The sequence below is a fragment of the Zhongshania sp. genome (assembly GCF_041584495.1).
Taxonomy (GTDB): domain Bacteria; phylum Pseudomonadota; class Gammaproteobacteria; order Pseudomonadales; family Spongiibacteraceae; genus Spongiibacter.
Genome location: NZ_JBFHDY010000108.1, coordinates 1 through 12,130, shown reverse-complemented (window position 1 = coordinate 12,130; position 12,130 = coordinate 1). Strand labels below are relative to the sequence as shown.

Below are 12,130 nucleotides of genomic sequence, written 5' to 3'. Positions count from 1 at the left end.
CGTTCAATCTCAAGGCCAGGTATGCCTATAATTCTTCCTGCGTGGGACATCGGTATTCTCCATCAAACTGTTTCTTCGCAAATTCAGTTTAATGAATGCCGGTGTCCCCCGTTAATGATGAAGAGCCATCTGCAGAAGCTTTGACACCGAAGAAGCGGCCACACAGTGGCTAAATCAGCTTGCCAAAGCCGCCCGCACCAATCGTTTTGACGCCGCATTACGGGGCGCCACCATCACGGTCGGCGAACTGCTCGATGTCTTCATTAAGCAGAAAACCGAAGAATGGAAACCCAATACTCGACGCACCACCACCTCAAAAATTCGCTCTATGCAGGCACAGCACCCAGATTTGCTGAACATTCCTGCGGACTCCTTCTGCACAAGCCACATTGCCGAGATGGTTACTCGGCTCCGCAAGGCGAATCCGCCCGTAGCAGCCGCCACGATCAAGCAAAATGTCGGCTTTATTCGCACTGCCTATAATCTGGCCAATGCTCGACTGGGCTTCAATCTCGACAACCCCGTAAAGCCCGGCTGTCTTCCCAAAGTAAACAACGCCCGAGACCGACGCCTATTCCCCAATGAGGAAGAAAAACTTCTGGAAGCCTGCGCTAAGTATGAAACAGACACTCGGTGCACAACCCCAATAGGCCTAATAGTACGCTTTGCCCTGGAAACCGCGATGCGTCAGGCGGAAATCGCCCAACTGCGCTGGCAAGATATATACAAAGACCCGCAACTGGGCGTCACGTTCGTTACCGTAGACCGCAAGTTCTCGAAGAACAACGATGCACGGAAATTCCCCCTCTCGTACAACTTAGCGCAGGAGATAACGTCGTTGCGAAGCGAAAATGCAGAGGCAAGCTCCCGCGTGTTTGGCAGCAATGCACCTCAGATCCGTCAAGCATTTGAACGAAGTGCAGCGAGAGCCAAGTTAGAGGGGCTTCGATTTCACGACCTTAGGCACGAGGCAACCAGTCGCTTATTCGAACGGCACCACCTTGAGCCCCATGAAGCCCAACTGATTACTGGCCATCGAACCATCGCCATGCTCAATCGATATACACACCTGAACGCACAGCACTTACTCGGAAAAATGCGGAATGTATTGCCACCCGCATCGTAGATGCGTATTCCAATATAGATAGCTAGGCATCCTGCATGGCTAAAAATTGGGGCGATGCAGCCCCCACCTCAGCGAGGCTAACGAGCCGCCCGGTAATTTCGAGCCTTTCTCGAAGCCGACGTCCTCATTGGCATAGTTGATATCCAGGATTCAACGTCCGACCGCAACCAAACCCGACACCGAGGAGAAATCTCCCGATACGGCGGAAACGGCCCGCCTCTCGCGATTCGATTGGTTAGCGATTGGGGTGCAATACCAAGTAGCGCGGCGACTTCGTCTCGATTCAGAATTTCTTCCGTAGGCACTGTATATCTCCAGAAGTGGAAGTACAGATATACAGTGGGAGAACATGGAACAATGACCTGCAAAAACTCTTTGACAGGTTAATACTAGGGCTGGGCGAGCAACTCCCTGCGGAGATTGTCGAATTACGCGAGAATTACATTACGTACGTAAAGCACGCTATGCTTATTATTTAAAGCTAGGCTCCCAAGATGCCCTCAACTCCTCCTCTTCCAACTCCTGCTCTTCGTCAGGAAGTTCATCTACAGACAAAACCGTCAGGGTTTTACCATACCTCCCTAGCCCAACCACTTCCTCGTACAGCTCGTATGATTTATTGCAGCCGAACCAGTCTGAGAAAGAACTGTTATTCTCCGCGCACTGGCAATTTAGTACGTTATTTCTATAACTATTAAATCTGTGGGTGACACTATTTCGGGGTAATAGAGAGCCCTTTCTGGGCCACGAAATTCCTTTAACCTGTTTCAACTCCTCAGACAAAAAACAGTAGCAGAGTTCATTCCCTTCACTTACAACAACTGCTATAGCATCACTCGCTCGCTGAGCGTAACGAATTGCTGCCGCTGTCAGCGAGGAATTGAAACATCTCGACAATGCTCTAACCGCAGAGATTCCACTTTGATGCTTATTAATTTCTGCATCAAAGAGAGTTGAAGGCATTAAGAGCCCAGCCGCAAAGTGATCCGCCTCGAGCTCGCACCTATTGTCGGTAGTAAAACCCGCTCGCGAAAAATGCGGCCCTTGAGAAAGAAGTTTTTCAGGGTGGCCAGGGATAGAGTAATGGCCAAGCTCGTGCGCAATACTAAAATTCTCAAAGCCTGGATTGTCGAGATACGTGGCATACTGGATACCGAAATTACCGCCCGCTTCCAGCAACATGCCAGAAACTCCTTGGTAATTTGGAGGAAGGGCTTCCACGATAATATCAAGCTGTTCGGCTATATAGACGGGATCGATAGGCGCATCGTCAAAATACTCGAGCGCCAATCTTTCACCAAGCCTTGTTGCATTTGACTGCCAAAGCTCCGCCATAATCCTTATAGCCCCCTATTTATATTCCTTGTTCCTCGCAGCTAGACGAGCCATAAAGTCTTTCGCAAGCTCGCGATCCTGCTCAGTCATTTTCTGATAATCTCTAAAAATCTCTGCCTCGTGAGATGGCACTCCAACGGGATCATCAGTTCTTCCCATAAGGTAGTCTATGGAAATATCCAGCGCATCTGCAATTTTTCTTAAATTATCAAACGACGGTTTCCGTGTTTCCTTCTCAAAATGAGAGATTGCTGTTGCCGGCAAGCCCGCCTTTTTAGCGAGAGCATCCTGACTGAGCTCTCTAATGCTGCGCATTTGCACAAGTCTCTTAGAAAACAAAGATTGACCAAGTGTTGACATAATATTGACGATTCCGTAAAGTGTAAATTGACGGTATTTTCAAGAGGGCGCAGCCCTTTTATTTTTGGTCTGCGACTTGACGATTTCGTCAAATACTAGACTACCAATTGTAATTATTCAAGGAGAAGCGCCATGGCCGATAGGGCTATATACAAATCAGGCAAAGACCGTGATGGAGACATCACTAAATTATGTAGCGAAGGTGAGTACTGGTCTCCGAGAAGCAAAGCGGATGCGATTCATGATATTGAAAGCGGGGTTCACACATATTATGTGCCTTGGAAGAGCGGACGTACTGAGATCCGAGTAGTTAATGAACCTACGGGAAAATATCTACGAACGGATCGTGACCAAACATCTAAAAACAACCTTGATGACCTTCCAGACTGCTAAAAAGGAGCAATCCAATGAGCAAGAAAAGAGACGTGCATGTGGTACCGCATAGAGACGGAGGATGGGCTACTCGCAGAGAGGGCGCAGGCAGAGTTGGCTCGCGCCATGAAACTCAACGTGACGCTATCGATAGAGCACGAGATCAAGCAAATCGCGAGAGAACTGAGGTTGTAATCCATCGACGTGATGGGCGGATACGAGACAGCGATAGCTATGGAAATGATCCGAGCCCACCAAAAGATAGAAAGCATTGATGCATTGAAAGCCCCTTCCTACCCAGAGGGGGGCCTTCAGGCTCTCGAGAAAGATTGCGCCAAATATCTCCAGCGGCGCGGCACACAAGAAAATTCGCTTTCTTGACCGCCACCAAAGCTGATCAGCTTATGGAAATTACGCAGATAAAGGTGAAATTGAAACATGGATGAACAAGAAACTGACTTTCAGAAAAGGCAGGGGTCAATTGGAAAATTTGATCTTATAGATAAAGTTTGGCAGTGGCGTTGGTCGTTACGGCTGACGATTCTCGTACTTTACGTTGACTCCATATTTTTATTACGAGACGGAACTGGGATATTGGAATCCTCACTCTCGCCAACAGACCTATTCGACGATTTAGGCTTTTTTTTGGTTGCGCTAGCGCTCTTTGGAATCTCAGTATCTCTGATCGTTCCTGCTGCCTCTTATCTCATGGCATCGCTTCTCTGTTTTTTACCAACCCAGGACGCAAAAAAATATTTCGATAGGCCATACGGTGCAGTAAGAGCGAGCAAATTTCGTGACATCGCATTAGAGCGGAAATGTGACTTTATGATGCGTGAATATATTCGGCACCAAAATGAGCGCAAGGCAATCACCCACACCTTGTCTGAAGTCGGCCAACTGACAACAGGTGTACTAATGTTAGCCCTCTTCGACATGGCGCTCCCGGAATTTGGCTTTGGCGAGTCATCTATCATTCTCAATATCTTTTCGTTACTCGGCCCCGCCGCCCATTTCCTCTCATTCCTAGTGATATCGTGTATCGCCGTAGTATTGAAAATTGCTTGGCTTCCAGAATATGACGACTGGATACATTACCCGTCTTTGGCCAAAGAACTTGAACAAGATGAATAATTTATCGACTACCCAAGGGCGAATTTCGCGGACAAATGCAGAACCATGAATTGACTCTAACTTGCCGAGCTTTTACTAACTCGATAAGCAAGGAGGTATCCTGTAGCCAATACCAAACTAAACGCAGCATAAAATAAAACACCAATCATATTTTCCTCCATAATTATTGTTATGAAGTACAATTGATAGCAATGTTAATCTTCAAACTCAGCGCAGCCAAAACAGAGTACAGAAGCAAATTTTCTTCTCATTGAGTGTTACTCGAGAGGATCACTGCTTATATGTTTGCATATCAATGAATGTGCCACCACCAAGGGCGCTTGGGTGGCGTTGTGCCAGTCGCATCTTGGATAAAGAGAGCGGCGAATAATATGAAAGCAGTCAGCAACAATAAGCCTTTAAGCCATGTTGGCAAGCGTTGTTTAGTCTGCGATTTTTGGGGATTCTCGTTATGCATCGTTCTCTCCCTGCGATGGATCAGCAGGCAAAGTCTGGTTGCATTCGCCCCGGTGGTATAGGGGCAGTTAGCGCATATTGTGCCAGTACACAGACGCAAATAAATTAGCTGTTATGCATAACAGATTGGGGGATTCCTGATGAAGGATGGTGCCTGTTGTACCGATGCTGTAGTGCACAACGTTGCCTTTTGCTAGATGCTAATAACGTCTTTTCGAGTCACTAACGCCGCAAGGGTGGACAGGGCCTTCATCGCTGTTTCATCCCAGCGGCAGGCACAGGAAAGACGAATAAAATTTTGGTATTTCCGGCTTGCTGAGAAGATGGAGCCTGGCGCGATACTGATGCCACGGGCCATGGCTTGCCGGGCCAGTTCGAGGCTGTTGACGTCTTTGGGCAGTTCCACCCAGATGACAAATCCGCCCTCCGGTCGTGTGATGCGGGTGCCTTCGGGGAACAGCGCCATGACGGTGCCCGACATGCGGGAAACGGCGAGGGCATAGTCGTTTTTCACTTTGCGCAAATGGCGTTCGTATTGGCCCCCCTCCAGCAGCGAGGCGACCGCGAGCTGGGGGATCGTAGGGGTGGCGAGATTCAACACATATTTCATGTACTCCACCTGTTGCTGGTGGCGTCCCGGTACGATCCAGCCGATGCGCAGCCCCGGCGCCAGGGTCTTGGAAAATGAGCCGCAATACAGCACATCTCCGGCTTGCGATAGCGCCTTGCAAATAGACGGTCTCCTGGTACTGAACCCGAGGTCGCCATAGACATCATCTTCCACCAGGGGAATGTTACGGCTCGCCAGCAACTCCACCAACCTGGCCTTGTGGTCGTCCGGCATGCAGCTTCCCAGGGGGTTGCTGAAGCTGGGTGTCACCGCGCAGGCCTTGATGGGCCACTGTTCCAGGGCAAGCTCAAGGGCCTCCAGGGAAATACCGGTGCGGGGATGGGTGGGAATTTCCAGGGCTTTCAGGCCGAGGTTGTCGATGACCTGAAGCAGCCCGTAGAAGGTCGGTGACTCAACGGCCACCACGTCGCCGGGCTTGGTGACTGCCCGCAGCGCCAGGGAGAGGGCTTCCTGGCAGCCATTGGTGATGACGATCTCGTCGGGGTGGACGGGGCAGCCCGCCTCCACCATGCGCCGGGCAATCTGTCGGCGCAAGGCGGGCAGGCCGGGAGGAAATTCGTAGGCGGCAACATTGTCCCGGTGGAACCTGGCGGCCTGGGTGATGGCCCGTTCAATGGCGCGAACCGGCAGGAACGAGGCGTCGGGTACCGCAGCTCCCAGCTGTATGACCGATGGATCATGGGATGCCTTGCCCATATTAAGCACCAGGGCCTGCCCGTTGACAGGCACAGGCTTGTTGGGTGGTCTGGATGTTAACGGCTCCGGGGCCAGTGGCTGGGATTTTTCCCGCAGATAATACCCTGAGCGGTTGCGCGCCTCGATCAGGCCGGCATCTTCCAGGTGGCGGTAGGCAGTGATGACCGTCGCGATACTGACGTTACGTTGCTTGCTGAGGGTGCGTACCCCAGGGAGCCTGTCGCCGGGCTGGTAGACGCCCCGCTCGATACCCGCCTTTAGTTCATCGGCAACCTGTTGATACAGCGTTTCCATTTGTGGGCTTTCCAATAGCGATTAACCAGTACAGTTTGAACCTGCTTTTATCGGCACAGATTTTTATATACGAAATCTGTACCGTATCAATAAAAATAATTTGAAACTGTATCGAAAAGCAAGGGGTGTTTACAGTGGCTTTGAGAATTTTCCGACTGTTTCACAGGAGTTCATATGCCCTGTCCCCTTTACATTGTCGATGCGTTTACTAGTGGCCCGTTCACGGGCAATCCTGCCGCTGTTTGCATTCTGACCGGCAGGGAGTCTCCGCAGTGGATGCAAAATGTGGCAGCGGAGATGAATCTTTCTGAAACGGCATTTACCTGGCATTTGCAAACCAACGAATGGGTGCTTCGCTGGTTTACGCCCGGTTGTGAAGTCAATCTTTGTGGGCATGCCACCCTGGCCACTGCCCATGTGCTTTGGCAGCGCGGGGTTGGCCGTGACATGATTGATTTTCGTACCCGCAGTGGTCTGCTCTCGGCCACCCGCAACGAGCATGTCATCAGGTTGGAACTGCCTGCGGATTCACCCGTGGAGCTTCCCCCGGACATGCAGGCGAGCATCGCAGGCCTTCTGGGCGTTCAAGCGGAATGGATTGGCCGGGGTGGTGAAGATGTGCTTGTCGTGTTCAAGCAGGCTGATGATGTGAGGCAACTGCAGCCTGACTTGGCCTTGCTGAAAACATTACCTTTTCGTGGCCTGATCGTCACGGCGCCGGGGGATGAGGATGGCGTGGATTGCGTTTCCCGGTTCTTTGCCCCCGCCGCCGGCATCCCGGAAGACCCGGTTACCGGGTCGGCCCACTGCCTGCTGGCAGTGTATTGGGGGCAACGTCTCGGGCGCAGGACGCTGCGGGGTTACCAGGCATCGGCCCGCACCGGAATCGTGGATATGGAACTGTCGGGCTCCAGGGTGATATTGAGCGGCTTGGCGAAGACAGTATTGACGGGCGAATTCCAAGGTTGATTAGCGCAACGTTTGTGCATTTTCAAGGAGGTTTAGGTAATCATGGCAAAGACGATTCAGGTCTGGTTTGATTTTACCAGCACCTATAGCTATCCGGCGATAATGCGCGTCACCCAGCTGGCGGCGGCAAACGATATTTTGCTGCACTGGCGGCCCTTTATGCTGGGCGTGATTTTCAAGCAACAGGGCTGGAACGATTCGCCTTTCAATCTCTATCCCCCGAAAGGGCGATACATGTGGCGGGATATGGAAAGGCTGTGCGCAGCACAGGGCATCCCCTTTAATAAGCCCACACAGTTTCCCCGTAGCGGCCTGCTGGCAGGCCGCATAGCCTGCCTTAGCCAGGACGCCCCGTGGATAACCGCATTTGTCCAGGCGGTATACCGGGCCAACTTCGTCCATGACCAGGATATCGCGGATACCACGGTCATCGGCGAAATCCTCCACCAATTGAATGTGGATAGCGAGGGCGTTATTACCCATGCTCTTTCGGAGGAGAGTAAGCAAAAGTTCAGGGACCAGACTGGTCAGGCTGTGGAACTGGGCATTTTCGGGTCACCCACCTTTATGATCGGTGATGAAATGTTCTGGGGTGGTGACCGACTGGTGGAGGCCATCGACTTTGCCATGGGACAATATTCCCGATTATGATCTCTGCGGTGTAATACCCGATAACGTTTCTTGATGGGAGTGAGCACCGATGAAACTGTCTGCAACTGATTTTGTGCAAATGAAAGGTTCGAGGCCAATTACCATGCTGACGGCCTATACCTGCCCGGTGGCGAGGGAGCTTGAGGCGGCAGGCATCCCCATTATTCTGGTGGGTGATACCGTGGGCATGGTGGAAATGGGGTTTGACAGTACTCGCCAGGTGACCGTGGAGCATATGGTTTACCACATAGGTGCTGTGCGCCGGGGCGCACCCAATACCCACATTATTGGCGATCTGCCCTACGAGTCGGATCGGACACCTGAGCTGGCATTGGCTAACGCGAAACGACTGCTGGCTGCTGGTGCGGACAGCATCAAGTTGGAAGGCCCCAAGACCGACATTATTTCGTATCTGGTGGCGGAGAGTATCGCGGTGGTGGGACATACCGGCCTGCTACCGCAAACCGCTAGCAGCTTCGCCAAGGTTGGCCGGAACGCCGAGGAAGCGCTACGGATTCAGAAAGAAGCGGTTGCGATTCAGCAAGCCGGCGCATTTATGTTGGTGATTGAGCACGTTCCCCACGATCTAGCCAACAGTGTTACCCGGACATTGACCATCCCGACCATCGGTATTGGCGCCGGATCGGATTGCGATGGGCAGGTGCTGGTCATAAACGATGCCTTGGGTCTTGGAGACTACTGGCCGCCTTTCTCAAAGCAATACGCTCATGTTGGCCGGGAAATCCAGAAGGTGGCCCAGCGGTTTTCTCGGGAGGTAGAATCCAGGGAATTCCCTAACAATATTATTCAATTCGCTGGCTCGAAAAAGTAATCGCCGAGTCGGATCAGCAAAATCGCTTCGGAAATAGCCTCGCGTAGGAAATTTATCGCAGGCTCAAAGGATGTTTAATTGGGGGCGTTCCAACGAACTCTCAGGTTTTCACGAAAAGATAGCTCCCCGTGGCTATCATCATGGCGCCTGCTACCGGCTTTGCTTTGGTTTGAAAATATAATCTGCCGGATAGATTCATCATCTTGCTGGCGGAAACTGCGTACACAACCTTGATGCCACCGACAGCGAATAGGGTTATGCCAAAGATGGCGGCAATATCCACGTTACGCAGTGTAATGGGGTCAATAAACGCGGGAAAGAGACTGGCGTAGAAAAAGACCGCCTTGATATCACTCAGCGTTAATAACAATCCCGACAGGAAGCTTGCTGATGTGGTTCGCGCCCCGTTAGGTGGAACGCTCGGCTTCCCTTGGGGAACCCTGTGAGCGTGGTTCCTGATCAAATTAAGGCCAAACCAAATCAGATAGCCTGCCGCCAGGTAGCGGATCACCACAAACAAAGCCCCCAACTGCTCCGACAATGCGGTCAAGCCGAGTAGCACCATCGCCACAAAAACGAGATCGCCGGCAGCGACGCCCAGGGAGGTGATAACACCCTGTTTGACACCCATCGTGGAGGCACGTATCACCACCAGGGCGACACTGCTACTGGGAATGGCGGCGAGCAGGGTCATGATCGTTGCCAGGGCGATAATGTCATAGAAACTCACAAAGCACCTCTGCGGCTAGTGTGACTGGATTGCTTATCCAAGCATGCAAATGGGACTTTAGTTGCCGTGATGGTATTGCCTGTCGCACTCAATCCAATAATCGTCCCAGTGTGTGCAAGGCTGGGGACAGCATCGATTCCCACGGCAAAGCACAGTTTATTCGGAAATGGTGTTTGAATCGTTGATCGCTGGAAAATAAATACCCAGGGGCGATGCTGATCTTGTGTTCCAGTGCTTTTTGGTAAAGCTCGGTGGTATCGAACTCCCCAGGCAACTGCACCCACAAGACAAAGCCGCCGCGAGGTTGGGAGGTTCGGGTGCCGAGTGGAAACGTTGATTTAATCAGGTCAATACATTGCCCTATATTCGCGGCATAGCGGCGGCGTATTTTGCGGACATGCCTGTCCATGCCGCCATTGCGCAGGTATTCATCCAGTACCCGTTGGTTCAATGTGGCGCTGGCAATATTCTGGGTGAATTTTAGGTAGGCGGCTTTCTCCGTATAACGACCGGGTGATAACCACCCCACCCGTAAACCGGGCGACACAGATTTAGAGAAGGAACTGCAGTAGAGTACTTCCCCAGTGGTATCGAAGTGTTTGTAAGGGGCCGGGCGATGACCGTCGAAGGCAAGGTCACCGTAGATATCGTCTTCCACCAACGGTACATCGAAGCTATTGAGCAGCGACAGTAACGCCTGCTTTTGGTTGTTGTCTGGGCAGCTCCCCAGCGGATTGCTGAAGTTGCTGACGACGATACAGGCCTTGACGTCCCACTGCTGGCAGGCGTCCTCGACCTTGTCCAGGTCCATGCCGGACTCAGGGTGGCAGGGGATTTCCACCGCGCGTAGTCCCAGGGTATCGATCACCTGCAGCAAACCATAGTAGGTGGGGGATTCCAGCAATACCACATCACCGGGTTCGGCCACGCACTTGAGGGCAATAATCAGTGCTTCGTGGCAGCCGTTGGTGACGAGGATTTCCGCGGCACTCACCTCACAGCCGTAGCTCAGCATCCGCAGCGCCAGGGATTCGCAAAGTGATGGCAATCCGGGCGGGACTTCGTAGCGCATAAAGCCGGTATCGTCAGCTCGGCTGACCCGGGCGGCGATTCGTTGCAGCTCCTGTCCGGGGAAGTAGCTCTCGTGGGGTAGGGCCGCACCCAGTTGCACCATGGTCTTGCTGCCAGTGGCCTGGATCAAATCCAGCGCCAGTCGCTGGCGCTTCACCAGTATCGGCTTCAAGGCGGCCTTGGCCGGGCTTTTTACCAGTTGTGCGGCATCTTCGCCGCGCCATTTGACGAAGAATCCCGAGCGCGGAACCGCTTCGATCATACCCTGATTTTCCAATAGCTTCTGCGCCTGGAGGACAGTATTGATGCTGACACCATGGGTGTCCGCCAGCACACGCGTTCCGGGAATTTTTTCTCCTGGACTGTAGCGTCCTGCCTGAATCTCCCGGGCCAGCTGTTCGGCAAGCTGCTCGTAGCGATGGAGTTGAAAGCGTGGTGCGCCCAAATCTGTACCCGTTCAAATTGACATAAACTGTATCTGTACCCTTTCCTTGGAAAGATTACACTGTCTGCATTGCTCCCTCAATAGCCTGAATCGGATGAGCCCATCAATGGCATCGTTATCTTTCAGACAGTACGGGGGCGTCAACTCTGTGAGGTGATATCGGATGCAGGCCCAACCCCAGACCCAACCCAAGTGTCATACAAAAACGAAGTACTCTTGCTGGAAGAACGGTGAGCTGGTGAGCGCTGACCAAGCGGTTGTTTCGATCTATGATCACGGTTTGCTATACGGTGACGGCTGCTTCGAGGGGCTGCGATTTTATCACCGGCATCCTTTCCGGCTCGACCGTCATCTGGCGCGGCTGCGCCGCTCTATCAGTGCACTGGCGATCACTGCTCCTTATACCGATGATACCCTCGCAGAAGCAGTCATGGCCTGTATCGCTAGCTCGGGCATGGGCGATGGTTACCTGCGGATTCTGGTGACTCGGGGTGAGGGGGATATGGGGCTGAACCCCCGCAATTGCACCGCGCCCAACGTATTTATCATTCCGGCATCACTGTCGTTGGTCAGTGATGAAACCCGGCGCCAGGGGGTTAGCCTGATCACCAGCAGTGTCAAGCGAGCAGTCGGTACGGGGCTGGATACAAGGGTCAAATCCCTGAATTACCTGCATTCGGTTCTGGCCAGGGCACAAGCGAATGCCGCTGGAGTTGATGAAGCTATTTTGCTAAACCAGTTTGGTCATGTGGCGGAATGCAGCGCCGAGAATATCTTTGTCGTCAGGGAGGGAGCACTGCTAACGCCGCCAGTTCAGGACGGTGCCTTGGAGGGAATTACCCGCGAAACCCTGTTGGAGCTGGCGCCTCAACAAGGACTGGAGGCTCGTGTGTATTCCACTGAACCTGATCAGTCGTACCGCTTGAACGTGATCACTTAATTCACCTCATGCATCATGTGCCGTCTTTTTACTTTAAGCGATCATCTTCAGTCAATGTTGTCATCAGTTTTCGCATGGATTCACCTTT

Annotated in this window: 13 protein-coding genes; 8 read left to right on the top strand and 5 right to left on the bottom strand. The window is 52.4% G+C overall.

Annotated features, from left to right (window positions below):
* Positions 1 to 328: 328 nt before the first annotated feature.
* Positions 329 to 1,126, top strand: coding sequence for a site-specific integrase (locus tag ABYP33_RS14800; RefSeq protein WP_373091934.1), 798 nt, complete (start codon positions 329 to 331; stop codon positions 1,124 to 1,126).
* A 471-nt stretch (positions 1,127 to 1,597) separates the two neighbouring features.
* Here the strand turns inward: ABYP33_RS14800 and ABYP33_RS14795 are convergent, their stop codons facing one another.
* Positions 1,598 to 2,461, bottom strand: a complete 864-nt coding sequence (locus ABYP33_RS14795; RefSeq protein ID WP_373091933.1) for an ImmA/IrrE family metallo-endopeptidase — start codon at positions 2,459 to 2,461, stop codon at positions 1,598 to 1,600.
* A 15-nt stretch (positions 2,462 to 2,476) separates the two neighbouring features.
* Positions 2,477 to 2,821, bottom strand: a complete 345-nt coding sequence (locus ABYP33_RS14790) for a helix-turn-helix domain-containing protein (RefSeq protein WP_373091932.1) — start codon at positions 2,819 to 2,821, stop codon at positions 2,477 to 2,479.
* A gap of 132 nt (positions 2,822 to 2,953) precedes the next feature.
* Between ABYP33_RS14790 and ABYP33_RS14785 the strand changes: the two genes are divergently transcribed.
* The 3 genes from ABYP33_RS14785 to ABYP33_RS14775 all read left to right on the top strand — a co-directional run bounded on the left by ABYP33_RS14785 (position 2,954) and on the right by ABYP33_RS14775 (position 4,327).
* Entirely contained in the window at positions 2,954 to 3,214 is a 261-nt protein-coding gene (locus ABYP33_RS14785; RefSeq protein ID WP_373091931.1) for a DUF3892 domain-containing protein, read from the top strand.
* 14 nt (positions 3,215 to 3,228) lie between these two features.
* Complete coding sequence (locus ABYP33_RS14780) at positions 3,229 to 3,468, top strand: DUF2188 domain-containing protein (RefSeq protein WP_373091930.1); 240 nt, start codon at positions 3,229 to 3,231, stop codon at positions 3,466 to 3,468.
* 163 nt (positions 3,469 to 3,631) lie between these two features.
* On the top strand, positions 3,632 to 4,327 hold the full coding sequence (locus tag ABYP33_RS14775; protein WP_373091929.1) for a hypothetical protein: 696 nt from the start codon (positions 3,632 to 3,634) through the stop codon (positions 4,325 to 4,327).
* A 649-nt stretch (positions 4,328 to 4,976) separates the two neighbouring features.
* On the opposite strand, the gene ABYP33_RS14770 is transcribed toward ABYP33_RS14775, so the two are convergent.
* Positions 4,977 to 6,404 (bottom strand): PLP-dependent aminotransferase family protein, encoded by a 1,428-nt coding sequence (locus tag ABYP33_RS14770; protein ID WP_373091928.1) that lies wholly within the window; start codon positions 6,402 to 6,404, stop codon positions 4,977 to 4,979.
* A 174-nt stretch (positions 6,405 to 6,578) separates the two neighbouring features.
* On the opposite strand from ABYP33_RS14770, the gene ABYP33_RS14765 reads away from it, so the two are divergent.
* Genes ABYP33_RS14765 through panB form a run of 3 tightly spaced genes read left to right on the top strand, consistent with a single transcriptional unit; the run spans position 6,579 to position 8,856 of the window.
* Positions 6,579 to 7,373 carry a PhzF family phenazine biosynthesis protein gene (locus ABYP33_RS14765; protein WP_373091927.1) on the top strand — a complete coding sequence of 265 codons (795 nt, stop codon included), beginning with the start codon at positions 6,579 to 6,581 and terminating at the stop codon, positions 7,371 to 7,373.
* 42 nt (positions 7,374 to 7,415) lie between these two features.
* Complete coding sequence (locus ABYP33_RS14760) at positions 7,416 to 8,024, top strand: 2-hydroxychromene-2-carboxylate isomerase (RefSeq protein ID WP_373091926.1); 609 nt, start codon at positions 7,416 to 7,418, stop codon at positions 8,022 to 8,024.
* A 49-nt stretch (positions 8,025 to 8,073) separates the two neighbouring features.
* Positions 8,074 to 8,856 carry a 3-methyl-2-oxobutanoate hydroxymethyltransferase gene (gene panB, locus ABYP33_RS14755; protein WP_373091925.1) on the top strand — a complete coding sequence of 261 codons (783 nt, stop codon included), beginning with the start codon at positions 8,074 to 8,076 and terminating at the stop codon, positions 8,854 to 8,856.
* A gap of 100 nt (positions 8,857 to 8,956) precedes the next feature.
* Here panB and ABYP33_RS14750 read toward each other — a convergent pair whose 3' ends face one another.
* Both ABYP33_RS14750 and ABYP33_RS14745 read right to left on the bottom strand, forming a co-directional pair.
* On the bottom strand, positions 8,957 to 9,586 hold the full coding sequence (locus ABYP33_RS14750) for a LysE family translocator (protein ID WP_373091924.1): 630 nt from the start codon (positions 9,584 to 9,586) through the stop codon (positions 8,957 to 8,959).
* Positions 9,587 to 9,674: 88 nt separating this feature from the next.
* On the bottom strand, positions 9,675 to 11,102 hold the full coding sequence (locus tag ABYP33_RS14745; RefSeq protein ID WP_373091923.1) for a PLP-dependent aminotransferase family protein: 1,428 nt from the start codon (positions 11,100 to 11,102) through the stop codon (positions 9,675 to 9,677).
* Between the two features lie 163 nt (positions 11,103 to 11,265).
* Between ABYP33_RS14745 and ABYP33_RS14740 the strand changes: the two genes are divergently transcribed.
* The gene (locus ABYP33_RS14740; RefSeq protein ID WP_373091922.1) at positions 11,266 to 12,042 is read left to right on the top strand and encodes an aminotransferase class IV; all 777 of its coding nucleotides are present in this window, start codon (positions 11,266 to 11,268) and stop codon (positions 12,040 to 12,042) included.
* Positions 12,043 to 12,130 lie beyond the last annotated feature (88 nt).